This window comes from Pseudomonas sp. DSV-1 (assembly GCF_035830915.1).
In the GTDB taxonomy this organism is placed as follows: domain Bacteria; phylum Pseudomonadota; class Gammaproteobacteria; order Pseudomonadales; family Pseudomonadaceae; genus Aquipseudomonas.
Genome location: NZ_JAYMYG010000001.1, coordinates 2902450 through 2926496 on the forward strand (window position 1 = coordinate 2902450; position 24047 = coordinate 2926496).

Annotated in this window: 21 protein-coding genes; all 21 read left to right on the top strand. The window is 60.3% G+C overall.

What is annotated here, in order from left to right; translation table 11 throughout:
* Positions 1 to 461 precede the first annotated feature (461 nt).
* Positions 462 to 1301, top strand: a complete 840-nt coding sequence (locus VSQ83_RS13600; RefSeq protein ID WP_326427024.1) for a FliM/FliN family flagellar motor C-terminal domain-containing protein — start codon at positions 462 to 464, stop codon at positions 1299 to 1301.
* Positions 1298 to 1669, top strand: a complete 372-nt coding sequence (fliN, locus tag VSQ83_RS13605) for a flagellar motor switch protein FliN (protein ID WP_326427025.1) — start codon at positions 1298 to 1300, stop codon at positions 1667 to 1669. The genes VSQ83_RS13600 and fliN overlap by 4 nt, the downstream gene beginning before the upstream one ends.
* Before the next feature lie 35 nt (positions 1670 to 1704).
* Positions 1705 to 2433, top strand: a complete 729-nt coding sequence (gene fliP / locus VSQ83_RS13610; protein WP_405046753.1) for a flagellar type III secretion system pore protein FliP — start codon at positions 1705 to 1707, stop codon at positions 2431 to 2433.
* A complete protein-coding gene (locus tag VSQ83_RS13615; RefSeq protein WP_133079257.1) occupies positions 2433 to 2705 on the top strand; it encodes a flagellar biosynthetic protein FliQ in 273 nt (90 codons plus the stop codon). The genes fliP and VSQ83_RS13615 overlap by 1 nt, the downstream gene beginning before the upstream one ends.
* A 4-nt stretch (positions 2706 to 2709) precedes the next feature.
* Complete coding sequence (gene fliR, locus VSQ83_RS13620) at positions 2710 to 3510, top strand: flagellar biosynthetic protein FliR (protein ID WP_326427026.1); 801 nt, start codon at positions 2710 to 2712, stop codon at positions 3508 to 3510.
* The gene (flhB, locus tag VSQ83_RS13625) at positions 3503 to 4633 is read left to right on the top strand and encodes a flagellar biosynthesis protein FlhB (RefSeq protein ID WP_219262749.1); all 1131 of its coding nucleotides are present in this window, start codon (positions 3503 to 3505) and stop codon (positions 4631 to 4633) included. The genes fliR and flhB overlap by 8 nt, the downstream gene beginning before the upstream one ends.
* Before the next feature lie 2 nt (positions 4634 to 4635).
* Positions 4636 to 6732, top strand: a complete 2097-nt coding sequence (locus VSQ83_RS13630) for a flagellar biosynthesis protein FlhA (protein ID WP_326427027.1) — start codon at positions 4636 to 4638, stop codon at positions 6730 to 6732.
* Positions 6733 to 6812: 80 nt separating this feature from the next.
* Positions 6813 to 7379, top strand: coding sequence for a GNAT family N-acetyltransferase (locus VSQ83_RS13635; protein ID WP_326427028.1), 567 nt, complete (start codon positions 6813 to 6815; stop codon positions 7377 to 7379).
* A 979-nt stretch (positions 7380 to 8358) separates the two neighbouring features.
* A complete protein-coding gene (locus VSQ83_RS13640) occupies positions 8359 to 9375 on the top strand; it encodes an iron ABC transporter substrate-binding protein (RefSeq protein WP_219262747.1) in 1017 nt (338 codons plus the stop codon).
* Positions 9376 to 10968, top strand: a complete 1593-nt coding sequence (locus VSQ83_RS13645; RefSeq protein ID WP_442800230.1) for an ABC transporter permease — start codon at positions 9376 to 9378, stop codon at positions 10966 to 10968.
* Positions 10965 to 12017 carry an ABC transporter ATP-binding protein gene (locus VSQ83_RS13650; RefSeq protein WP_326427029.1) on the top strand — a complete coding sequence of 351 codons (1053 nt, stop codon included), beginning with the start codon at positions 10965 to 10967 and terminating at the stop codon, positions 12015 to 12017. The genes VSQ83_RS13645 and VSQ83_RS13650 overlap by 4 nt, the downstream gene beginning before the upstream one ends.
* A 78-nt stretch (positions 12018 to 12095) precedes the next feature.
* Positions 12096 to 12860: a COG4705 family protein gene (locus VSQ83_RS13655; RefSeq protein WP_133079250.1), complete on the top strand. Its 765-nt coding sequence runs from the start codon at positions 12096 to 12098 to the stop codon at positions 12858 to 12860.
* A gap of 29 nt (positions 12861 to 12889) precedes the next feature.
* On the top strand, positions 12890 to 13324 hold the full coding sequence (locus VSQ83_RS13660) for a hypothetical protein (protein ID WP_219262744.1): 435 nt from the start codon (positions 12890 to 12892) through the stop codon (positions 13322 to 13324).
* Between the two features lie 90 nt (positions 13325 to 13414).
* Entirely contained in the window at positions 13415 to 14080 is a 666-nt protein-coding gene (locus VSQ83_RS13665) for a response regulator transcription factor (protein ID WP_219262743.1), read from the top strand.
* A complete protein-coding gene (locus VSQ83_RS13670) occupies positions 14056 to 15411 on the top strand; it encodes an ATP-binding protein (protein WP_326427030.1) in 1356 nt (451 codons plus the stop codon). The genes VSQ83_RS13665 and VSQ83_RS13670 overlap by 25 nt, the downstream gene beginning before the upstream one ends.
* A 36-nt stretch (positions 15412 to 15447) precedes the next feature.
* Positions 15448 to 15888 (top strand): EamA family transporter, encoded by a 441-nt coding sequence (locus tag VSQ83_RS13675; protein WP_133079246.1) that lies wholly within the window; start codon positions 15448 to 15450, stop codon positions 15886 to 15888.
* 121 nt (positions 15889 to 16009) lie between these two features.
* Positions 16010 to 17239 carry an alanine racemase gene (alr, locus tag VSQ83_RS13680; RefSeq protein ID WP_219262741.1) on the top strand — a complete coding sequence of 410 codons (1230 nt, stop codon included), beginning with the start codon at positions 16010 to 16012 and terminating at the stop codon, positions 17237 to 17239.
* Positions 17240 to 17481: 242 nt separating this feature from the next.
* Positions 17482 to 17994, top strand: coding sequence for a sigma-70 family RNA polymerase sigma factor (locus tag VSQ83_RS13685; RefSeq protein WP_219262740.1), 513 nt, complete (start codon positions 17482 to 17484; stop codon positions 17992 to 17994).
* Positions 17991 to 18962, top strand: a complete 972-nt coding sequence (locus VSQ83_RS13690) for a DUF4880 domain-containing protein (RefSeq protein ID WP_219262739.1) — start codon at positions 17991 to 17993, stop codon at positions 18960 to 18962. The genes VSQ83_RS13685 and VSQ83_RS13690 overlap by 4 nt, the downstream gene beginning before the upstream one ends.
* 113 nt (positions 18963 to 19075) lie before the next feature.
* The gene (locus tag VSQ83_RS13695; protein ID WP_219262738.1) at positions 19076 to 21487 is read left to right on the top strand and encodes a TonB-dependent siderophore receptor; all 2412 of its coding nucleotides are present in this window, start codon (positions 19076 to 19078) and stop codon (positions 21485 to 21487) included.
* A gap of 431 nt (positions 21488 to 21918) precedes the next feature.
* On the top strand, positions 21919 to 24033 hold the full coding sequence (locus VSQ83_RS13700; RefSeq protein ID WP_133079241.1) for a TonB-dependent siderophore receptor: 2115 nt from the start codon (positions 21919 to 21921) through the stop codon (positions 24031 to 24033).
* Positions 24034 to 24047: the final 14 nt, after the last annotated feature.

Below are 24047 nucleotides of genomic sequence, written 5' to 3' on the forward strand. Positions count from 1 at the left end.
GGCCGTAGCGGGATGACTATACGAATTAATAACCGGTCTCACCGTGTATACCTGCGGTTTGGATCGCATGTGTCTGTCGGCATGAATGCGGGCACCCGGCGTGGGGAAGTGTTCATGACGGTGCGATACCTGTGCGTGTTCGTTTCGGGTGCTGACTGCACTCAAGCAGCCTGTAAAGACTCACGTTCCTGTGACCGGTCGAACTGTAGGCAAGGTCGCGACAAAACTGAAATCATTAACCATCAAATCGTCCTGATCCTTATCAAACGGCGATTTGACAGTTTTTGATTTAGGAATTTCTACCCGGGTTCCTATACTCGCCACCAGCCAGGCGCTCCCCGACCCCAGCAGGCAGCGGATGTCTGCTTCTCGATTCCAGGAAACGAATCACCTGCCCCTTCCAGGCAGACACGAGAAACAAAAGGATGCGCGCTACAACTTCCAGGAACGATCTTTTCACTATGACTGGTTATAGAAAAGTTCAACATCAGGTGCCCGCAGACGACCTGTTGTTTTTAAAGCCCGAAAAACTGGGCCGGTACTATCACAAAGTACCTATTTATATAAAAGAGCTGGCAGGCAAATACCCAAAGGCACTGAGCGATTACTTTTTAAGTACCTATCGAATCAACAGCGATCTGCTGGAAGTGGTTGTCCATGAAACACAACAACCGGATCCGCAATGCAGGTACATGACCGCTATCGGCAAAATCGGTTTCAGTATCGAGCGCCCGTTATTAAGCGAGTTGCTGGAAAGTTACTACGGTGGCTCCACCCCCCCTGCCCAGGACGAGCCGCCGGTCAGTTCGTCGGAACACCGTATGCGTACGCGGCTGGGTGTCGATGTCTCGACCATTTGCGCCCGCATCCTGATGGGGGACATCCCCTTGGGCACGGTCGACAGTTCGGTGAGCACCTATGAAGAGATTCACTGGGCCTACTGCATCCAGTTCGTGTTTTGCAGCACCGCCACCCAGTTGGTGTCGTCAGTGTTCCTGTCTCTGGATGCCCATGCCGTCGATGAGCTGACGCGCCGCCTGAGCGATGACCAGCCCTCGTCCCAGTCCGACGGCGCCGGGTACCCCATCGTCGAATTGCCGGTACACCTGGACTGCGTGCTGGCACGGGCACACATGCCCCTGGGCAAGGTGCTGGCGTTGCAAGTGGACGACATCCTGATGGTGCGTTTGCTGGAGCGCTGTGAAGTGCATATCAAGCAGCAAAAATTGTTTCACGGGGCCATTTCCGAAGATGACGGCGCCTTGTTTTTAACCTCTCTCGACAGTGTTAACAGCCAATGAACACCTCCATCTCCGATTCCGACTTCGACAACCTTCTCAATGACACGCTGCCTGCCTTTGACGACGACCTCGCGCCTGCGCCCAGCCCCCCTGAAGCGGCTCCCCTGCCCCATCAGGACTTGAAGTTTTTCGGCAAGATTCCGGTCACCGTCACCCTGGAAGTGGCCTCAACGGAAATTACCCTGCGCGAGCTGATGGACGTTGACGCCAGCAGTGTGATTGCCCTGGACAAGCTGGCTGGCGCGCCGCTGGACGTCAAGGTCAACGGCGCCCTGTTTGCCAAGGCCGAAGTGGTCGTGGTGCATGGCAACTACGGCCTGCGGATTGTGGAACTCAACGGCTCCAGCCTGAGTGACCTGGCGTTATGAAACTGATCAAGCCAGCCGCGTTCTGCATTCTGGTCATGCTCGTGGCGTGTGTACCGCAATGGGCCCTGGCGGCCAACGGCGAGATCTCGCTGTTCAGCCTCAATGACGGTGAAAACGGCCAGGAACTGAGCATCAAGCTGCAAATCCTGGTGATGATGACGCTGCTGGGTTTCTTGCCGGCCATGTTGATGATGATGACCAGCTTTACGCGCTTCATCATCGTGCTGGCCATCCTGCGCCAGGCCCTGGGCCTGCAGCAGAGCCCGCCCAACCAGATTCTGATCGGCATCGCGCTGTGCCTGACCATGCTGGTCATGCGCCCGGTGTGGCAGGAGGTCTACCACGATGCCTACCAGCCGTTCCAGAACGATCAGATCACCATGGATCAGGGCCTGGACGTGGCCAAAAAGAGCATCAGCGGTTTTATGCTCGCACAAACCAACAAGGCCTCCCTGGAGACCATGGTGGCGCTGGCCAACGAAACATTGCCCGAAAACCTTGAGGACCTCGACTTCTCCCTGCTGCTGCCGTCTTTTGTGCTCAGTGAGGTGAAAGCCGCATTCCAGCTGGGGTTCATGATCTTTCTGCCGTTTCTGGTGATTGACCTGGTGGTCGCCAGTGTCTTGATGGCAATGGGCATGATGATGCTCTCACCCATGATGATTTCACTGCCCTTCAAGCTCATGGTGTTCGTGTTGGTGGATGGCTGGGCCCTGTTGATGGGCACCCTGGCCAGCAGCATCCAGCCCTTTGGAGGTTCGTGATGATGACGCCTGAAGTCGCCGTGGGCCTGGTGGGCCACGCCGTATTGATCACGGGCCTGATTGTCTGCGTACTGGTGGTGCCCAGCCTGCTCGGAGGCCTGCTGGTGAGCGTGTTTCAGGCCGCGACCCAGATCAACGAACAGATGCTCAGCTTTCTGCCGCGCCTGCTGATCACCCTGGGCATGCTGATGTTTGCCGGTCACTGGATCTTGCGCAAACTCAGCGACCTGTTTATCGAAACCTTCAAGATCGCCGGGTCCCTGGTGGGCTGAACCGATGAACGCAACCGAACCCCTGATGAACGCCAGCCAGTACCTGCACACGCTGCAGAGCTACTGGTGGCCGTTTTGCCGACTGCTGGCGGTGTTCAGCATGGCCCCGCTGTTCAACCACAAGGCCATGCCGAAGAGGGTCCGGGTGCTGCTGGCCCTGATGGTCACCGCAGCCATTGGCGGCGCCCTGCCCCCGGTGCCGGAGGTCAACCCGCTGTCGGCCGGGGGCGCGCTGCTGGCCCTTGAACAGATCGCCTTCGGCCTGATCCTGGGGCTGTGCCTGCAACTGGTATTCACCGTGTTCAGTGTGGTCGGGGAAGTGGTGTCGGCGCAGATGGGCATGACGATGGCGCGCTACAACGACCCGGTCAACGGCGTGTCGTCGTCATCGATCGTGTACCAGTTGTACTTCGTGTTGCTGGCGTTCCTGTTCCTGTCCATCGACGGGCACCTGGTGACCCTCAGCGTGCTGTTCAAAAGCTTCAGCCACTGGCCGGTTGGCAGCGGGCTCAACTACCAGAGCTACACCGTGTTCATCCAGGCCGTGGCCTGGGTATTCAGCGCCGCCGTGCTGCTGACCCTGCCGATGGTGTTCTGCGTGGTGCTGGTGCAGTTCTGCTTTGGCCTGCTCAACCGTATCTCACCCTCGATGAACCTGTTTTCCCTGGGGTTCCCGATCACCATTCTGGTGGGCTTGCTGTGCATCTACCTGACCTTGCCCAACCTGCCGGAAAACTACCTGCACCTGACCCGCGACCTGCTGGACAACATCGGTGCCATGCTCGAAGGAGGGCCGGATGTCTAACAACAGCGCCCAGGAAAAAACCGAAGACGCCACGCCCCAGAAGCTGCGCAAAAGCCGAGATGACGGTCAGGTCACCCGCTCCAAGGACCTGTCCACCACCGTGTCGCTGATTGCCACCCTGCTGATCCTCAAGATGGTGTTTTCCAGCTACTACCACGGGCTTGAAGAAAGCTTCCGGATCTCGTTCCTGAACTTCAACTCCAGTGAAATCACCCAGGAGGACCTGGGCCTGATTCTGAGCCACAACATGGCCCTGTTCGTGAAGATACTCGCCCCCCTGCTGCTCACCAGCGTACTGGTGGTGGTGTTTTCACTGATCCCGGGGGGCTGGGTGTTCGTGGCCAAGAATTTCTATCCGAAATTCAGCAAGCTCAACCCGATCACGGGCCTGGGGCGCATCGTCTCGAAACAGAACTGGGTCGAACTGCTCAAGTCGATGGCCAAAATTGCCGTGCTGATCGGTGTGGCCTGGCTGTTGATCAGCGACGCCGTCCCCCAACTGATCGCCTTGCAGCGCACCAGCCTGCCCACGGCCATCGGTACGGCGTTCAACATGACGTTCAACATCCTGATCGCGCTGATGGGCATATTTGTGGTGTTCGCAGCCATCGACATTCCGATCCAGCGCTACTTCTTCCTGAAAAAACTGCGCATGACCAAACAGGAGCGCAAGGAAGAACACAAGAACCAGGAAGGCCGCCCCGAGGTCAAGGCCCGGATCAAGCAGATCCAGCGCCAGATTTCCCAGCGCCAGATCAGCAAGGTGATCCAGGACGCCGATGCCGTGATCGTCAACCCGCAGCATTACGCCGTGGCCATCAAGTACGACACCAACAAGGCCCAGGCGCCCTTCGTGATCGCCAAGGGCGTCGATGACATGGCCCTGTATATCCGCAAAATGGCCACCGCCCACAAACTCGAAGTGCTTGAAATACCGCCCCTGGCCCGGGCCATTTACTTCACCACCCAGGTCAACCAGCAGATCCCGGCGCCGCTGTATGCCGCCGTCGCCCATGTGCTGACCTACATCCTGCAACTCAAGGCATACAAGAGCGGAATGCGGGCCAAACCGCAGTTGCCGGACAACCTACCGATACCCGAAAGCATGGCGAACAAGGCATAAACATGAACGTATTGCACAACCTCCTCCCGACGCTGCGCAGTGGCCGCATCGGGATCCCGCTGGTGATTCTGTCGATCCTGGCGATGATCATCCTGCCCTTGCCGCCGTTGCTGCTGGATATCCTGTTCACCTTCAACATCGCCATGGCCGTGCTGGTGCTGATGGTCAGCGTGTCGTCCAAAAGCCCGCTGGATTTTTCCCTGTTCCCCACGGTGATCCTGATCACCACCCTGCTGCGCCTGACGCTGAACGTGGCCTCGACCCGTATCGTGCTGCTCGAAGGCCATAACGGCACGGGGGCTGCGGGCAAGGTCATCGAATCGTTCGGTGAAGTGGTGATCGGCGGCAACTTTATCGTCGGGATGATCGTGTTCGTGATCCTGATGATCATCAACTTCATGGTCGTCACCAAGGGCGGCGAGCGGATTTCCGAGGTGACGGCGCGCTTCACCCTGGATGCCCTGCCCGGCAAACAGATGGCCATCGATGCCGACCTCAATGCCGGGCTGATCACCCAGGACCAGTCCAAGCAACGACGCCAGACCATCTCCAAGGAAGCCGACTTTTACGGCGCCATGGACGGTGCATCGAAATTTGTGCGCGGCGATGCAATTGCCGGGATCCTGATCCTGATCATTAACCTGTTTGGTGGTTTCGCCATCGGCCTGTTTGTGTACGACTTGCCCGCCGGGCTGGCCTTCAAGCAATTTGCCCTGCTGACCATCGGTGACGGCCTGGTGGCCCAGATCCCTGCGCTGTTGCTGTCCACCGCCGCCGCTTTGATCGTGACGCGGATCAACGAATCCGCCGAAATCACCACCCAGGTGCGCCGCCAGTTGCTGGCCTCGCCAGCCTTGCTCTACACCGTGGCCGGGATCCTGCTGGTACTGGGCCTGGTGCCCGGCATGCCGCACATCGCGTTCCTGGGTTTTGCCGCGATTGTCGGTGGTGTGGCCTGGAGCGTGTCACGCTTTCAGCCTCCGGCCGAGGCTGTTGAGCTTGAAGCGGTCAGCGCACTCAGCGCCGCCATGCAAAACGAGCGCAGCCAGAGCCTGGCGTGGGATGACATCCCCCACGTGGAGCGGCTTTCAGTGTCCCTGGGCTACAAGCTGGTGGGGCTGGTCAATGAAGCAGCGGGCGCGCCCCTGACCCAGCGCGTGCGCGGTTTGCGCCAGACCCTCTCGGAAAACCTGGGTTTCCTGCTGCCCGAAATCCAGATCCGCGACAGCCTGCGACTCAAGGCGGCGCACTACTCCATCCATATCAACGGCGAGCAGATCGAAGGTGCAGAAATCCATGCCGACCACCTGATGGCCATCCCTTCGGCCGATCTGTACGGCGAAGTGGACGGGATTCTGGGCATCGACCCGGCCTACAAAATGCCGGTGGTCTGGATCAACCCGGTCGACAAGAGCCGGGCCCTGAACCTGGGTTATCAAGTGGTTGACTGCGCCGGGGTGATTGCCACGCACCTGAACAAGGTGATCCGCGACAACCTGGCGGACATCTTCAAACACGACGACGTCGACAACCTGATGCAACGCCTGACCGAACTGGCGCCCAAACTGACCGAGAACCTCAAGGGCCAGCTGTCCTATACCCAGCAGCACCGGGTGTACCGCCAGTTGCTGGTGGAGAACATCTCGTTGCGCGACATCGTCACCGTGGCCACGGCACTGGTGGAAAGCAGCGAAAGCACCAAAGACCCGGTCCTGCTGGCGTCCGACGTGCGCTATGCCTTGCGCCGCAACATCGTCTCGAGCATTACCGGGCGACGGGATGAAGTCAGTGTGTTCGTGCTCGACAATGCCCTGGAAAACACCCTGCTGGGAGCCTTGAGCATTGCTCAGCAAGCGGGCCCGGTGAGCCTGGACAACATTCCCGTGGAGCCGAATCTGCTCAACCAACTGCAAAACGCCATGCCGGTGGTCAAGGAAAAACTGCGCAAGGACGGTCATCCGCCGGTGCTGACGGTCATGCCGCAACTGCGTCCGCTGCTGGCGCGATATGCGCGGGTATTCAGCCCGGGGTTGCACGTACTGTCGCAAAACGAAATCCCGGAGAACGTCAGCGTCAATATTGTCGGGACGCTGGGGTAAACACGCGCCCGTGCGGGCCTGCGGATTACCGCAAGCATTGAAATCCGATACACAACAACAAAAAGACTCACGGAGACACGATGACCGACACACCGCAAATGCCCCAGATTCACACCAGCCGCCTCTTGCTCAGACCTTTTACGGAGCAAGACTTCCCGGCTTTTCTGGGCTATCACTCACTGCCTGAAACCTACCGCTACCTGTTTAAGGTGCAACCTGACCCACAGGCCATCAGGGAGCGCTTCGAGCGCGCCTTGAACCCCCAGGCTGAACATGACGGGGATGAAGTCCGCTGGGCCATAGTCAAGCATCCAGAAGGAGTCCTGACCGGTGAAGTGATGATTCGAATGACCAGCAAGGCGTCCGGACAGGCAGAGATCGGTTGCATATTCGCCCCGTCGTTTCACCGGCAAGGCATCGCATCGGAAGCGCTGACAGCGTTGATTGGCGTGGTTTTCGAACACTACGACTTGCATCGCTTGTATGCGTCCATCGATATCCGCAATACCGGTTCATACACCCTGTTCAGCAAACTGGGGTGGAAACAGGAGGGCTGCCTGATTGAAAGCCAGTGGGTCAACGGCGAATGGACCAGCCGGTATATCTACGCCATGTTGGCTCGCAACTGGCAGGGCTCAGGGGTTTAGAGCGAGGCTGACTTTACGACGGCTACGTCGGGGTGCCGCATCACGCCGATCGCAGCCTCGCACGGTTCGTCAGCGACTACAGATTCGGCACCCATCCCGCATATACCGCATGTACCGCATGTAGTCGCTGACGAGTAGAACGAGGCTGCGATCGAGCGCGCTGCGGTCGCAAAACCGGGACACGCGGTATGCCAGATTAAACGAGGAAGCCGACTTTACGACTGCTGCGTCGCAGTGGCGCACCAAAACGATCGCAGCCTCGCACGGCTCGTCAGCGACTACAGATTCGGCACCCATCTCGCATGTACCGCATGTAGTCGCTGACGAGTAGTACGAGGCTGCGATCGAGCGCGTAGCGGTCGCAAAACCGGAGCACGCGGTATGCCAGATTAACCGAGGAAGCCGACTTTACGACTGCTGCGTCGCAGTGGCGCACCAAAACGATCGCAGCCTCGCACGGCTCGTCAGCGACTACAGATTCGGCACCCATCTCGCATGTACCGCATGTAGTCGCTGACGAGTAGTACGAGGCTGCGATCGAGCGCGTAGCGGTCGCAAAACCGGAGCACGCGGTATGCCAGGTTAACCGAGGAAGCCGACTTTACGACTGCTGCGTCGCAGTGGCGCACCAAAACGATCGCAGCCTCGCACGGCTCGTCAGCGACTACAGATTCGGCACCCATCCCGCATGTACCGCATGTAGTCGCTGACGAGTAGTACGAGGCTGCGATCGAGCGCGCTGCGGTCGCAAAACCGGTACATGCAGTATGCCTGACTAACCGTGGAAGCCGACCTTACGACTGCCGCACAGCAAAAAGCCCATCACATCAATTAACCATTTATTTGACGTTTTTTTCTCATTCCCGGTTCTACATTCGCCGCGCCTGAGCATGCTAATGATTCCCATTGATTCTGGAGCCATTACGCACTGTCTTCGTCGTCAGCCGCGCGCACATCATAAAAACCGGAGTTGCACATCATGGTCAGCCGTTTCCCTTCTTTGTTTAAAACCGCCCTGTTGAGCGCTGCATTGATCAGCGCCGGACACGTCACCGGAGCAAACGCCGACGACGGCATTGTGGTCTACAACGCCCAGCACGAAAGCCTGACCAAATCCTGGGTCGAGGGGTTCACCAGGCAAACCGGGATCAAAGTCACCGTGCGCAACGGCGACGACACCGAGATGGGCAACCAGATCGTCCAGGAGGGCAGCGCCTCACCCGCTGACGTGTTCCTGACCGAAAACTCCCCGGCCATGGTTCTGGTGGATAACGCCGGACTGCTAGCGCCAGTAGCCCCCCCCACTCTCGAACAGGTCGGTTCTGCCTATCGTCCGGCCCAAGGTAAATGGCTGGGGATTGCTGCAAGGTCCACGGTATTTGTGTTCAACCCGAGCAAGCTCCCCGCAACCGAGGTGCCGGCGTCACTGCTTGACCTCGCCGCTCCCGCCTGGAAAGGCCGCTGGGCCGCGTCGCCTGCAGGGGCCGACTTCCAGGCCATTGTCGCCGCCGTGCTCGAACTCAAGGGCGAAGCCGCCACCCTCGACTGGCTCAAGGGGATGAAAGCCAATGCCGCCATCTACCGTGGCAACAGTGCAGTGCTCAAAGCCGTCAATGCGGGCCAGGTCGACAGCGGCGTGATTTACCACTACTACAGCTTCGTCGATCAGGCCAAGACGGGCGAAAACAGCAAGGACACCACCCTGCATTACTTCAAGCACCAGGACCCGGGCGCCTTTGTCAGCATTTCCGGGGGCGGCGTACTGGCGTCCAGTAAGCACCCGGAGCAGGCCCAGGCGTTCCTCAAGTGGATCACCGGCAAGGACGGTCAAGCGGTTCTCAAAGAGGGCAATTCGTTCGAATACGCCGTGGGCCAGAACGCCCCGTCCAACCCGAAGCTGGTCCCGTTGACGCAACTTGACGCCCCCAAGGTCGATGCCTCTCGCCTGGACAGCAAAAAAGCCGTGGCCCTCATGACTCAGGCCGGACTCCTCTAATTGTTGCCTGAAACCCTGCCGGCGGGCCTTGGGCCCGCCCTTTGCGCATCACGCTCACGCCGCCGCTTGTTGAGCCGCGGCGGCACCTGGGTGACGGGGCTGGCGGTGCTGGTGTCGCTGCTGTCATTACTGCCGATTGCCTTTGTGATCGGCGTGTCCTGGCACGTCGGCTGGGAGCAGATCGAAGCGCTCGTGTTCAGGCCACGGGTAGGCGAACTGCTGGTCAACACGGTATTGCTGGTGCTGATCACCCTTCCCTTGTGCGTGCTGCTGGGCACCGCCCTGGCCTGGCTGACCGAGCGCAGCAACCTGCCCGGGCGGCGCGCATGGTCATTGCTGGCCGTTGCACCCCTGGCAGTGCCTGCCTTTGTGCACAGCTACGCGTGGGTCAGCCTGGTGCCATCGATTCATGGATTACCGGCCGGGGTGCTGGTCTCGGTCATCGCCTACTTCCCTTTTCTCTACTTGCCGGTCGCCGCGACGTTGCGTCGACTCGATCCCGCCATCGAAGACGTTGCCCAATCCCTGGGGCTCAAGCCCTGGACCGTGTTCTGGCGCGTTGTGGTGCCGCAATTGCGCCTGGCCATTTGCGGCGGCGCGTTGCTGGTGGGCCTGCATCTGCTGGCGGAATACGGCCTGTACGCAATGATCCGCTTCGATACCTTTACCACCGCGATCTTCGACCAGTTCAAATCCACCTTCAACGGACCGGGGGCCAATATGCTCGCGGCGGTTCTGGCGCTGTGCTGTCTGGCGATGCTCACCGCCGAGTCTGCCGCCAGGGGGCATGCCCGCTACGCCCGCGTGGGCTCGGGCAGCGCCCGCGAACAGCGGATCGTGCCCCTGGGCCGTCCCGCCACACTGCTTGCCCTGGGGGTGTGCAGCGCGACCTGCCTGCTGGCGCTGGGTGTCCCGTTGATGACCCTCGGCAAATGGCTGATCGCGGGAGGAAGAGAGGTATGGCACTGGAGCGATCTGCTCCCGGCACTGGAGCAGACCCTGTTTCTGGGGGTGGCGGGCGCCTTGCTGACCACCTGTGCGGCGGTGCCGATTGCCTGGCTGTCGATTCGCGCCCCCGGACGCCTGCAACGCCTGCTGGAAAGCTGCAACTACATCACCAGCTCATTGCCCGGCATTGTGGTCGCGCTGGCGCTGGTGACCGTGACCATCCACTTCGCCAGACCGATCTATCAGACCACCCTCACCGTGCTGCTCGCCTACCTGCTGATGTTTATCCCCCGGGCACTGGTGAGCCTGCGCGCAGGCATTGCTCAAGCCCCCGTTGAACTGGAGAACATGGCCCGCAGCCTCGGCCGCTCCCCGGCCCGGGCCTTATGGCTGATCACCCTGCGTCTCGCCGCACCGGGAGCGGCCGCAGGCGCCGCGCTGGTGTTTCTGGCCATTACCAATGAGCTGACCGCCACCCTGCTTCTGGCGCCCAACGGCACTCGCACCCTGGCGACCGGTTTCTGGGCCATGACCAGTGAAATCGACTATGCGGCGGCAGCGCCCTATGCACTGATCATGATCCTGCTGTCACTGCCGTTGACCGGGCTTCTTTACCATCAATCCAAACGCACGGCTGCCCGATGAACGCTCTCGAACTCAACGCGATCTGTAAAACCTTCGGCTCTCAGCGCGCCCTGGACAACATCACTCTGGCGGTGCCCTCCGGCAGCAGAACAGTCATTGTCGGGCCGTCCGGCTCAGGCAAGACCACCCTGCTGCGCATGATTGCCGGTTTTGAATCACCCGACTCCGGCAGCCTCTCGCTCAACGGCAAGGTCCTCCTGGACAGCACCCGGAACGTCCCTGCCCACCAGCGCCGGATCGGTTATGTGCCACAGGATGGCGCCCTGTTCCCGCACATGAACGTGGCCGCCAATATTGGTTTTGGGCTGGCAACCAAGGGCCACGCCAGAGATGAACGCATCGCCGAACTGATGGACAGCGTGGCCCTGGACTCAAACATGGCCACGCGCTGGCCCCACGAACTGTCTGGCGGGCAGCAACAACGGGTGGCGCTGGCCCGTGCGCTGGCGCAACAGCCCAGCCTGATGCTGCTGGATGAACCGTTTTCAGCCCTGGACACCGGGTTGCGTACCGCCATGCGCAAAATGGTCGCACGCTTGCTGGCAGATGCAGGGGTTACAGCGATTCTGGTGACACACGATCAGGGCGAAGCCCTGTCTTTTGCCGATCAGCTCGCGGTGATGCGCCAGGGTTGCCTGGTGCAGGCCGGCCAGCCGATGGCGCTGTACCTGCACCCCAGGGACGAGCAGACTGCACTGTTCCTCGGCGAAGCCGTGCTCATACCCGCCATGATCGATAACGGCTGGGCCGAGTGCGACCTGGGCCGGATTGCTGTCAACCATCAGGGCCGCAGCAAAACGGCGCAGATCATGCTCAGGCCCGAACAACTGCAGGTCAGCCCGGCATCCCCGGATGGCACAGGCTGTAGAGGGGTGGTCACCGAGCGCGATTTTGGCGGCAATACCTGCACCCTGAGCGTCACATTGGTGGCAGGCACACTCGAGCCGGGCCGGTCGTTACCGGTGCATTGCCCGGGTTTGATGGCGCCAGCCATTGGCAGCGCGGTGCAACTGACCACTGTGGGCCAGGCCCATGTCCTGAAAAGTTGAGCGCCCTCAGTCTCAGCTAAGTGTCGTGCCGTACCTTTTGTCCTGCGCCAATGACCGCGCATCACAGAGGTTACGCAAATGAATGCCACTGCAGCCCGATGGCTGAACAAGGTGCCCGAGGTGACGCTGTCATTCTGGGTGATCAAGATCATGTCCACGACCGTGGGCGAAACCGGCGCCGATTACCTGGCCGTTGACGCGGGCTTCGGCGCGGGCTGGACCAGTATCGGCATGGCCGCACTGCTGGCAATTGCGTTGTTCTGCCAACTGCGCACCAAGGCCTGCACCCCGTGGATCTACTGGCTGACCGTGGTACTGGTGAGCATCGTCGGCACGCAAATCACCGACATCCTCACCGACAAGCTGGAGGTGAGTCTGTACACCAGCACGGCGATTTTTTCCGGGTTGCTGGCGATCAACTTCATGGCCTGGTACCGCACCGAACGCAGCCTGTCGATCCGCGAGATTGTCACGCCCAGGCGTGAGTTGTTCTATTGGACCACGGTGCTCTGCACATTCGCCCTCGGCACGGCGGCCGGCGATCTGGCAACCGAAGCCCTGGGCCTGGGTTTCACCCTCGGCGCGGTGATCTTCGCAGGCTTGATTGCCCTCACCCTGATGGCCTGGCGCATGGGTGCCAACCCCGTCCTGAGCTTCTGGATCGCCTACATCCTCACTCGACCATTTGGTGCTTCGCTGGGCGACTTGCTGACCCAGGCCAAAACCTATGGCGGCCTGGGCATGGGTGCCACCTGGACCAGCGCCCTGTTCCTGTGCGTGATTGTGCTGCTGGTGGCCGCCGCCCAGTTCAATGCGAACAACCGCAAAGCCGTTACGGCCTGAACCTTTAAATTTCCATCAAGGACATCACCATGCGCCACCCTCAAACCCTGATTCGTCGTATTGGCATCGTTTCCTCAATCCTGCTGCTGAGCATCACCGCCGGTTGCTCAAAACCTGCCGACAAACCGGCAGACCTGAGTGCCGCCACCGCCAGCACATACAGCACGACGGGCTCGAAGCTGGGCGACCTGTCACCCTTTCACAGCATCGCCGCTGACGTCAGCGCACGGGTCGCCAACAATGATCTGTCGGGGGCGAAAACCCGTATCAAGGACCTCGAAACCAGCTGGGACTCTGCCGAAGCGGGGATCAAACCCCGGGCTGCCAGCGACTGGCATGTGCTGGACAAGGCCATTGACCACGCACTGGATGCCCTGCGTGCCGACAGCCCGAGCACGGCCGAGTGCAAGGCGGCCATGGACAACCTGCTCAAGGCATTTGACTCGATGAAAGGCAATTCCTGAAGCGTCGGGCGGACAAGCCACGGCACAGGTGCTTCAATACAGGCGCGACGGTGAAAACCGGCGCGCCTGTTTTATTTTCCGGAGCGGCACATGCGCATATTGCTGGTCGAAGATGATCCCATGATTGGCGATGCGATCCAGGGCGCACTCACGGACGCCAGTTATGCAGCGGACTGGGTGAAAAACGGCCTCAAAGCCCTGAGCGCACTGGAAACCCAACGCTACGACATGGTGCTGCTGGATCTCGGCCTGCCCGGCAAGGATGGCTTTGAAGTCCTGGCCAGCATTCGTGCCCGCAACAACCCGGTGCCCTTGCTGATCCTCACCGCCCGGGACAGCCTCGACGACCGGCTGCGCGGCCTGGACGGCGGAGCCGACGACTACCTGCTCAAACCCTTCGACATGGCTGAGCTGTTGGCGCGCATGCGTGCGGTTCTGCGGCGCAAGGATGGCAACGCCCTGCCCCTGCTCAGTAACGGTGTGGTGTCCCTGGATCCGGTCTCCAAACTGGCCACTACCGAGACTCAAGACGGCGTCGCCCTTTCCAGCCGCGAATTCGCCCTGCTGCAAGCGTTGCTGATGCGTCCGGGAGCGATTCTGTCGCGCAGTGAACTTGAAGATCGTCTGTATGGCTGGGGCAACGAAGTCGAAAGTAATGCCATCGAGTTCCTGATTCACTCCGTGCGCCGAAAATTGGGCAGCCACATCATCAAGAACGTCAGGGGAATGGGATGGATGGTTTCAAAAAACGCTTGAGGGAGTCGGTTCAACTCAGGCTATCGGCGGCACTGTCACTGACCATTGTGCTGGTGGCCGTGATCGCCAGCGTGTTTGCCTTTTTCTCGGCCCTGGACGAAGCCCACGAGTTGCAGGACGAAAACCTGCATCAGATCGCCCTTCTGTTCGATCGCCAGCAAATGACTCTGCACTACCCTCAGGGCCTGGGCCCGGCGGGGGATGACGAAGAGTCCCGGGTAATCATTCAATACCTGGTCGATGGTAAAAAAGCCCCGGGCAATACCGACGACGCTCTGCCGTTGCCATTGCCCACCACCCTGGCCGATGGCCTGTCCACGGTAGACGTGGGCGGCGAAGCCTTTCGCGTGCTGGTCAGGACCACCGCCAACGGCGAGCGCATTGCCGTCGCCCAGGAGGTCGATGCCCGCAACAAGGACGCCCGCGAAAGTGCCTGGCGCAGTGTGTTGCCCTTCCTGTTTTTGTTTCCTGTGCTGCTCCTGGTGGTCAGTGACCTGGTGCGCAAGCTGTTTCGGCCCATCGCGACCCTCGCCGCGCAAATCGACCAGCGTGCCGAGCAAGCATTGCATCCCATTGACGAGCAGCATCTACCCACTGAAATCCGCCCCTTTGTGGTGGCTATCAATCGCCTGCTCGCCCGCGTGGAGCAGTCCATGGACAGCCAGCGGCGCTTTGTCGCCGACGCCGCCCACGAACTGCGCTCGCCCATGACCGCTCTGTCACTGCAGGCCGAACGACTGGCCGCGACCCAGATGCCGGAGCAGGCCCGCGAGCGCCTGGAACCCTTGTCCCGAGGGATTGAGCGCAGCCGGCAACTGATCGACCAGTTGCTGAGCCTGGCCGCCGCACAATTTACCGCTGAACGCCCACGCACCCGGGTTTCAGTACATGACGTGTTTCGCCGGGTGCTGGAAGACTTGTTGCCCCTGGCGCAGCGCAAGCAACTCGATATCGGGGTGGAAGGCGACGAAGATGTGCAGCTCATGATCAATGACATGGACCTGTTTACCCTGGTCAAAAACCTCACGGACAACGCCATTCGCTACACCCCGCCAGGGGGCAGGGTCGATCTTGGCGTGGAGCTGATCCACGGCAGCGTACGCCTGTATGTCAAGGACACCGGGCCGGGCATTGCCCTCGACGAACAGGCCCGCATCTTCGATCCGTTTTATCGCAGCCTGGGCTCCGGCGAAACAGGCTCGGGACTGGGGCTTTCGATCGTCAAGGCCATCGCCGGGCGTATCGGCGCCAGGGTTGAACTCACGTTTTCGGATAAGCTCAACCACAGCGGTTTATGGGTTTCGGTCTGGCTGAAAACCGACATGCACTGACACACAACCAGCGTTTCTGACCCTTCAGGTAAATTTATGGGCACTTCGTTCTATTCAAGCTGGACATTTTGGGCGCTGCTGTCGGCCGTGTTCGCTGCCATGACGGCCATTTTCGGGAAGATCGGCATCACCGGGATCAACTCCGACTTCGCCACGTTGCTGCGGACCGTGGTGGTCTTGGTCAGCCTGGCGTTGATCCTGTATGCGACCGGCCAATATCAGTCCCTGGGCTCGATATCGGCCCGCAGCTATGTGTTTTTGGTGTTGTCGGGGCTTGCCACCGGCGCGTCGTGGATTTGCTACTACCGCGCCCTGCAACTGGGCCAGGCCTCATTGGTTGCACCCGTGGACAAGCTCAGCGTGGTGATTGTTGCCGTGCTGGGGGTAACGCTGCTGGGTGAAAAACTCGATATCCGCCAATGGGCAGGGATCAGCCTGATTACGGTGGGCGTGGTGCTGCTGGCGTGGCGCCGATAAGCCTGACACGACACTTTCAGACAGATCCGCGGCCGAGGGAGTGACAATTCCTGCAGGCCGATTCTAGTATGGCCGCGCATCACTCCCCGCCCCATAAAAAAAACGTATGGAAACTCTGAAAATGCCCTTCACCCGTACCCTTCTTGCCCTCTCTTTGGGCATGGCTTTACTGCAAAACCCGGCCTTTGCTGCGCCGCCCCTGTCGATGGTCGACGGCGTTGCCCAGGTCAACACACAGGACAGCAATGCCTGGGTCGAGATCAACAAAGCCGCGTTCGAAAACAACATTCGCGTGCTGCAAACCACCCTCGCCGGCAAGTCGAAAATCTGCGCCGTGCTCAAGGCTGATGCCTACGGTCACGGGATCGGCCTGCTGATGCCATCGATCATCGCCATGGGTGTGCCGTGTGTGGGCGTCGCGAGCAATGAAGAAGCACGCGTCGTACGTGAAAGCGGCTTCAAGGGCCAGCTGATTCGCGTACGCACGGCGGCATTGAGCGAGCTGGAAGCGGCATTGCCGTACAACATGGAAGAATTGGTGGGCAACCTCGATTTCGCCGTCAAGGCCAGTCTGATCGCCGAACAGCACGGTCGTCCGCTGGTGGTTCACCTGGGGCTGAACTCCAGTGGCATGAGCCGCAACGGCGTGGAAATGACCACGGCTGAAGGCCGTCGCGATGCGGTCGCCATCACCAAAGTACCGAACCTTGAAGTACGGGCGATCATGACCCACTTCGCGGTCGAAGATGCCGATGACGTGCGCGCCGGTCTCAAGGCCTTCAACCAGCAGGCGCAATGGTTGATCGACACGGCCCAGCTTGATCGCAGCAAGATCACCCTGCACGCAGCCAACTCGTTCGCCACCCTGGAAGTGCCCGAGTCGCACCTGGACATGGTCCGCCCTGGCGGCGCGCTGTTCGGTGACACCGTGCCGTCCCACACCGACTACAAACGCGTGATGCAGTTCAAGTCCCACGTTGCCTCGGTCAACAGCTACCCCAAGGGCAACACCGTCGGTTACGACCGCACCTACACCCTGGGCCGCGACTCGAAACTGGCCAACATCACCGTGGGTTACTCTGACGGCTACCGTCGTGCCTTCACCAACAAAGGCATCGTGCTGATCAACGGGCACCGTGTGCCAGTGGTGGGCAAGGTTTCGATGAACACCCTGATGGTCGACGTCACCGACGCGCCGGATGTGAAGAGTGGCGATGAAGTGGTGCTGTTCGGGCATCAAGGCAAAGCCGAAATCACCCAGGCAGAAGTTGAAGACATCAACGGTGCACTGCTGGCGGACCTGTACACGGTGTGGGGCAACTCCAACCCCAAGATCCTGACCGACAAGTAAGCCGCCTGTAATCGCCTGTAATCGCCTGTAGTCGCCTGTAGTCGCCTGTAGTCGCTGACGAGTAGAACGAGGCTGCGTCCAGTTTGGTGCGCCACTGCAACGAAGCCGTTGTAAAACCCGCCACCTGGATTCACGATCGCAAACTTCGTCAATCGACACACCCAGCAACATTCCCGAGCACACGCTAATGAGAAGCGCTATCATTGCCATCCTTGTCAGTGTCTGCTCTGGAATTGCAATCGATGCTCACGTCCCCTTCTTCCACACGCTGTGCCCTGGGTGAGCTCTACGTTCAGCACCACGGCTGGGTGGTGCAATTGTTGCGCCGCAAACTGGGCAATCAGGAGCAGGCGCTGGATCTGGCCCAGGACACCTTTTTGCGGATGCTGCGCACTGACACGCCACCGGTGTTACGTGAGCCCCGTGCGTACCTGACCACCATTGCCAGCCGCCTGTGCGGCCAGTATTTTCGCCGCCAGGCACTGGAACGGGCGTACATGGAGTCGCTGGCAGCCCTTGAACCAGAGCATGTGCCCTCCCCTGAGTCACGCCTGCTGGTGCTCGAAGCCCTTGACGCTGTCGGCCAGGTCCTCGATGGCCTGGGCACCCGGGTGCGGGAAATCTTCTTGCTCTCGCAACTGGACGGCCTGACCTACCCGCAAATTGCCACGCACATGGACCTGACAGTCAACGTCGTGCAAAAAGCCATGCTCAAGGCCTATCGTCACTGTTACAGCGCGGTGTACGCCGGGTGAACCGGTTTGAACCCTGCAATGCCCAGCGCCTGGACCATGATGTGGTCGAGCAGGCCCTGCAGTGGATGGTTATCGTGCAATCGGGCGTCAGCACCGAAGCCGAACGTCAGGCCTGCCAGCACTGGCGCACGCAATCTGCGCAGCATGAGATGGCCTGGCAACGCTTGACCGGGCTGAACGCTGATTTTCGCGACAGTACCCGCATGCTCCCCGCCGCAGGAGCGCGCACGTTATTGCGCGCACGCCATGCCACATCGCGACGCACACTGCTCAAGGGGTTTGCCGGTCTAGGGGTGGCGCTGGCCACGGGCTTCAGCGTGCGTGAACGGATACTGCTGCCGGAACTGTTCAGCGACTACCGCACCGCCACCGGTGAGCGCAGGCAATTCTCCCTGGCCCGGCAGGTCGAGCTGACGCTGGACACCCACACCGCCCTCGATGCCCGAACCACGGGCACCGGTACCGACCTGACGCTGAACCTGGGCCGCGTACTGATCACTGGGGCCAACGTCTGCCTGAGCACGGTCCATGGCCGGGTGCTGCCAGCGGCCCGCTCACGCCTGGTCATCAGCCAGAACCTGCCCGGGATCGACGGCACCCGGGTGCAGGTACTGACCGGCAGTGCTTCGATCGAGCTGGCACGGGGTGACCGTTTCAACCTTGGCGCCGGTCAACAATTGACGTTCGACCGCCATGGCGCCGGACCTTGCAGCCAGGTGTCGGCCGGTGCCGATGCCTGGGTCAACGGCCTGTTGATCGCCGAGCGCATGCCACTGTCCCAGGTCATTGCCCAGCTCAACCGCTATCGACCTGGCGTGGTGCGCTGCAACCCCGCGGTGGCCGCCTTGCAGGTGTCGGGGTCGTTCTCCATCGACCGTCCGGACGCCAGCCTCGACCTGCTCACCCACGTGCTGCCGATCCGTGTGCAGCGTGTTTTCGGCTACTGGGCCAACGTCGTCCCTGCCTGAAGATTTTTTATTTTCAGCACAGGAGGCAGTTTTTCCCATCTGGTGCATCAAGTTCAGGGAAGACGCTGATTAACAGCGCAATGCCTACCCTTCTCACACATGGACAGTTTTTTATGCACAGCCGACTTACCCCCCTTGCCGGTGCATTGCGCACCCTTGTATTTGGTTTATCCATTGCCACGACCAGCCACGGGGCATTCGCAGCACCGGGCAGCGAGCACGCCTACCGCATCGCACCGGGCAGTCTGGACTCGGTGCTGGGCAGCTTTGGCCAACAAGCCGGCGTGATGATCGCCGTTGATTCGACGCTGACCACCGGCATCCACAGCGACGGCCTGAGCGGCAGCTTTGACGTCGGTGAAGGCTTGCAGCGACTCCTTGAGCCTCTGGGCCTGCAAGCGGTCAGAGAAGGCGACGGTTACCGCGTTATTGCACGGGGGCCCCAGAACAACGGGCAACTGGAGTTGCAGGCTACCCAGGTCATGTCCAACCAGTTGGGCACCATCACCGAAGGCAGCGGCTCCTACACCCCCGGCACCATCGCAACGGCCACCCGCATGGTGCTGACGCCGCGGGAAACGCCGCAGTCGATCACGGTGATCACCCGTCAGCACATGGATGATTTTGGCCTCAACTCCATCGACGAAGTGATGCGCCACACCCCGGGCATCACGGTGTCGACCTTTGACAGCGAGCGCACCAACTACTATGCCCGCGGCTTCTCGGTGGAGAACTTCCAGTACGACGGCATTCCCACCCTGCGCAACTCGGCCTACTCCTCGGGGCAAACCCTGAGCGACATGGCCATCTATGACCGGGTGGAAATCCTCAAGGGTGCAACCGGCCTGCTGACTGGCGCAGGCGCGCCGGGTGCGACGATCAACCTGATCCGCAAAAAACCGACCCGCGACTTCAAGGCCAGCATCGAGGCAGGGGCTGGCAGCTGGGAGAACTACCGCACCCAAGTCGACGTCAGCGGCCCGCTCACCGACAGCGGCAACCTGCGTGGCCGGGCCGTGGCTGCCTATCAGGACAAGAACTCGTTCATGGAGCGTTACGAGCGCAAGACCGGCGTCTATTTCGGCACTCTGGAAGCCGATCTGAGCGATGACACCCTGCTGACCGTGGGCTTCGACTATCAGAACAACGACCCCCATGCTTCGGGCTGGTCAGGCAGTCGCCCGTTATTCGACCGCACTGGCGAACGCATCGACGTGAAGCGCTCGTACAACAACGGCGCCAACTGGAGCCGCTGGGAGCAGACCACCCAGAGCGTGTTCGCCACCCTGGAGCACAGCTTCGCCAACGCCTGGGTCGGCAAGGCGCAGTTGACCCATCAGGTCAACAGCTACGATGCCCCGCTGGGTTCGGTCATGAGCGGGCCATTCCCTGCCACCGGCCTGTCATCGATCTATGCCAACAAATTTACCGGCAACACCCGCACCGACGCCGCCGACGCCTACTTCAGCGGCCCCTTCAGCCTGGCCGGCCGCGAACATGAACTGGTCATCGGAGCGTCGGCCTCCACCGCCCACTGGCAAGGCAAGGACTACGGCAACCCGACCTTCCTCAGTGCCAACGTGATTGATTTCTGGAACTTCGATGGCAAGACCACGGAGCCGAACTGGGGCGCACCCACCCAATATAACGACACCACCACGCGACAAACCGCAGGCTACATCAGCGCCCGTTTCAACCTGACCGATGAGCTGAATCTGTTGCTCGGTACACGGGTCGCCAATTACTGGCTGACCGGCGATTACGACATCACCGAAACTGGCCGGCTGGTGCCCTATGTGGGCGCCACTTACGACCTGAACGACCATTTCACGGCGTATGCCAGCTACACCGACATCTTCATGCCGCAGACCTACAACCGTGATCGCAAGAACAAGGTGCTCGAGCCGGATGAAGGCAAAAACTACGAAGTGGGGATCAAGGGTGAATTCTATGGTGGCAGGCTGAACACCAGCCTGGCCTATTTCGAGGTACATGAAAGCAACCGTGCCGAGCCGGATGCCGAATACAACGCAGACCCGACCAACCCGTCGATTCTCTATGCGTCGATCGGCACCAAGGCCAAAGCCAAGGGTTTTGAAGCCGAAATATCCGGTGAACTGGCGCCTGGCTGGCAAGCGCAGGCCGGTTTTACGCACAAGGTCATCCGTGACAGCGAAGACAAAAAAATCTCCACCTGGGAGCCCGAGGACCAGTTGAGCGTGTACACCACCTACAGGTTCAAGGGGCCGCTGGAGCGCTTGACCATCGGCGGCGGTGCCCGTTGGCAGAATCGCAGCTGGCAGAACATCTACAACCGCGCCAGGGACCAATACCAGGACTTTAGCCAGGATGCCTACTGGCTGGTTGATGCGATGGTCCGCTATCAAGTCAACGAGCACCTCTCCACCACACTCAACGTCAACAACCTGTTCGACAAGGAGTACTACACCAACATCGGCTTCTATAACACCGCGTATTACGGCGACCCGCGCAATGTGATGCTCAATACCCGCTGGGATTTCTAGGGCGGAATGGGCACTGCTCGTCAGCGGCTTGTAAGTGGGCGTTAAAACGTTTCGGGCAAGGTGCTGTTATGGGGGGGCGCGTCTCAATCTGTAGTCGCTGACGAGGAACGAAGGCTGCGTTCGGCGGCGAAGCCGTCGTAAACCCGGATGTTGCGGTGAATCAGGAAAAACCGGGGGGCAGTTTTTGCGGTCGCTGCTTCGCAGTGGCGCACCAAACCGGACGCAGCCTTCGTTCCTCGTCAGCGACTACACACCCCATGTAAATACAGAATCTGCCCTTAGCCGATCTGCGATCGAAAACGGTAAACCGCGCGGGCGCACAAATACGAATAATAAAGATTGATAAATAGAATTGATTATCATTAATACAAATGTAAAGCTTTGTAACCAATTCTCGTTTACGCAGTTCCCGTCCGGAGTATTCGCAGATCATGCGCCCACTGTTCACCCTGCCCGCGTCAGCCCTCACGCTGCTCGCCTTGAGTATTTGCAATACTGCCCTGGCCGATGAAAACACCCTGAATCTGCCGTCCACCAGCATCACCTCAACGGCAGACAGCGATGAGGCCCCACAGGGCTATCAGGCCAAGCCGAGTGCCACGACGACACGCTTGAACCTCACCGCCGGGCAAACGCCCCAGGGCATTACCAGTATCAAGCGTGAGCAACTGGATGACTTTCAGCTCAACAGCATTCGCGATGTGCTGGAGAGCACTCCGGGGGTGAACGTGCAGAAGGTCGAGACCGACCGCACGTACTTCACCGCCCGCGGTTTTGATATCACCAATTTCCAGTACGACGGTATGGGCATGGGGCTTACCGGCGGCGTGCTGGTGGGCGATATCGACACCGCACCCTACGAGCAAGTAGACGTTTTGCACGGTGCCAACGGCCTGATGACGGGCGCCGGCAACCCTTCTGCCACGGTCAACTTCATTCGCAAGCGCCCCACGTATGAGCCGCAAGCCAAGGTCAGCGTCAGCGCCGGTTCCTGGGACAAGCGCAGGGTCGACCTGGATGTTTCCGGGCCGCTGACCGACTCGGGCAATGTGCGCGGGCGTGTGATCTATGCCAACGAAGTGGGTAATTCCTATCTGGACCGCTACTCCCGGGAAAAGAACATTTTCAGTGGCATGCTGGCTTTCGACCTGACCGACGACGATACCCTGACCGTCGGTTACGAAGACCAGAAAAGCGACGCCAACGGTGCCAGCTGGGGCGCGTTGCCACTCACCGACAGCAATGGCAATGCGGTGCACTACAGCAGCACCTCCTCCAACATTGCCCAACCCTGGGTGTACTGGGACGTACGCACCACCCGGGCCTTTGCCGAGTGGCAGCACCGCTTTGTCAATGACTGGAAGTCAACGCTGACCCTGACGGCCATGGAGCACCGCGAAGACACCGACATGTTCTACATTTATGGCGACAATGGCTCGACCACTGGCTACACGGGCCTGGCTTCCAAATACAAGGGCAAGACCCGCGAGCTGGATGGCGACCTGTCGTTCAGCGGCCCTTTCAGCCTGGGTGGCCGCGAGCACCAACTGACCTTCGGCGCCAACGTGGCACGCTCGCGCACCCAGGAGGCGTCGCTGTACGGCAGCGCGTCGTACTACACCCCGGTGTCGCTGGAAGATGCCCTCAACGGCAGCCTCCCCAAGCCCACCTACAACATCGCAAATGCCGACGGAACCTCCAACTACACGGACCGCCAGAAAAGCCTCTACGCCGGTGCCCGCTTCAGCCTGACCGACGACCTGCACCTGATCACCGGGGCACGCATGCTCAGTGCCGACAGCGACGGCGAAAACTACGGATCGGGCCGCAACGTGAGGATTCATGGCAAGGTCACGCCATACGCAGGCCTGGTCTACGACCTCACCCCGCAGTATTCGCTGTATGCCAGCTACACCAGGATCTTCAATCCGCAGTACTACCTCAACACCCAGGGCCAGGTACTGGAACCCCTGGAAGGCAAAAGCTACGAGGCTGGAATCAAGGGGCATTTGCTGGACAAGCGACTGGACGTTTCGGCTGCGGTGTTCCACACCAAACAGGACAACGTCGCCACTTATGCTGGCTTTGACTCTGCGCTGGGCGGCTACTTGTATGACGGCATGTCGTACAAAAGCAGCGGCCTGGAGCTTGAAGCTTCGGGGGAACTGGCCCCGGGTCTGCAAATCAGCGGCGGCTATACCTATGTCTACATCACCGATGCCGACAACCAGCGCGGACGTAAATTTATCCCGCGCAATGCCCTGACCTCCTCCATGACCTACAGATTGCCGATGGCGCCGAAGGTCAAGGTCGGCGGCAGCCTCAAATGGCAGAGCAAAATCGAGAACGACGACGCCCCTGCCGCCAACCAGGCCGCTTATGCGCTGGTGGGCTTGATGACCAGCTACGACATTGATCCGCACTGGAGCACCCAGCTCAACCTGGACAACCTGACCAACGAGAAATACCTGCAAAGCGTTCGTTACGGCCAGAGTAACTTTGGCGCACCGCGAAACGTCACGGCATCGGTCAGCTGGAAGTTCTAAACCTGCACAAAACT

Coding starts and splice junctions, on each gene's coding strand:
- alr (WP_219262741.1), top strand. CDS start 16,010: ATGCCCTTCACCCGTACCCTTCTTGCCCTCTCTTTGGGCATGGCTTTA.
- VSQ83_RS13665 (WP_219262743.1), top strand. CDS start 13,415: ATGCGCATATTGCTGGTCGAAGATGATCCCATGATTGGCGATGCGATC.
- VSQ83_RS13615 (WP_133079257.1), top strand. CDS start 2,433: ATGATGACGCCTGAAGTCGCCGTGGGCCTGGTGGGCCACGCCGTATTG.
- VSQ83_RS13640 (WP_219262747.1), top strand. CDS start 8,359: ATGGTCAGCCGTTTCCCTTCTTTGTTTAAAACCGCCCTGTTGAGCGCT.
- VSQ83_RS13695 (WP_219262738.1), top strand. CDS start 19,076: ATGCACAGCCGACTTACCCCCCTTGCCGGTGCATTGCGCACCCTTGTA.
- VSQ83_RS13630 (WP_326427027.1), top strand. CDS start 4,636: ATGAACGTATTGCACAACCTCCTCCCGACGCTGCGCAGTGGCCGCATC.
- flhB (WP_219262749.1), top strand. CDS start 3,503: ATGTCTAACAACAGCGCCCAGGAAAAAACCGAAGACGCCACGCCCCAG.
- VSQ83_RS13600 (WP_326427024.1), top strand. CDS start 462: ATGACTGGTTATAGAAAAGTTCAACATCAGGTGCCCGCAGACGACCTG.
- VSQ83_RS13675 (WP_133079246.1), top strand. CDS start 15,448: ATGGGCACTTCGTTCTATTCAAGCTGGACATTTTGGGCGCTGCTGTCG.
- VSQ83_RS13660 (WP_219262744.1), top strand. CDS start 12,890: ATGCGCCACCCTCAAACCCTGATTCGTCGTATTGGCATCGTTTCCTCA.
- VSQ83_RS13635 (WP_326427028.1), top strand. CDS start 6,813: ATGACCGACACACCGCAAATGCCCCAGATTCACACCAGCCGCCTCTTG.
- VSQ83_RS13670 (WP_326427030.1), top strand. CDS start 14,056: ATGGATGGTTTCAAAAAACGCTTGAGGGAGTCGGTTCAACTCAGGCTA.
- fliP (WP_405046753.1), top strand. CDS start 1,705: ATGCTCGTGGCGTGTGTACCGCAATGGGCCCTGGCGGCCAACGGCGAG.
- fliR (WP_326427026.1), top strand. CDS start 2,710: ATGAACGCAACCGAACCCCTGATGAACGCCAGCCAGTACCTGCACACG.
- VSQ83_RS13685 (WP_219262740.1), top strand. CDS start 17,482: ATGCTCACGTCCCCTTCTTCCACACGCTGTGCCCTGGGTGAGCTCTAC.
- VSQ83_RS13650 (WP_326427029.1), top strand. CDS start 10,965: ATGAACGCTCTCGAACTCAACGCGATCTGTAAAACCTTCGGCTCTCAG.
- fliN (WP_326427025.1), top strand. CDS start 1,298: ATGAACACCTCCATCTCCGATTCCGACTTCGACAACCTTCTCAATGAC.
- VSQ83_RS13655 (WP_133079250.1), top strand. CDS start 12,096: ATGAATGCCACTGCAGCCCGATGGCTGAACAAGGTGCCCGAGGTGACG.
- VSQ83_RS13700 (WP_133079241.1), top strand. CDS start 21,919: ATGCGCCCACTGTTCACCCTGCCCGCGTCAGCCCTCACGCTGCTCGCC.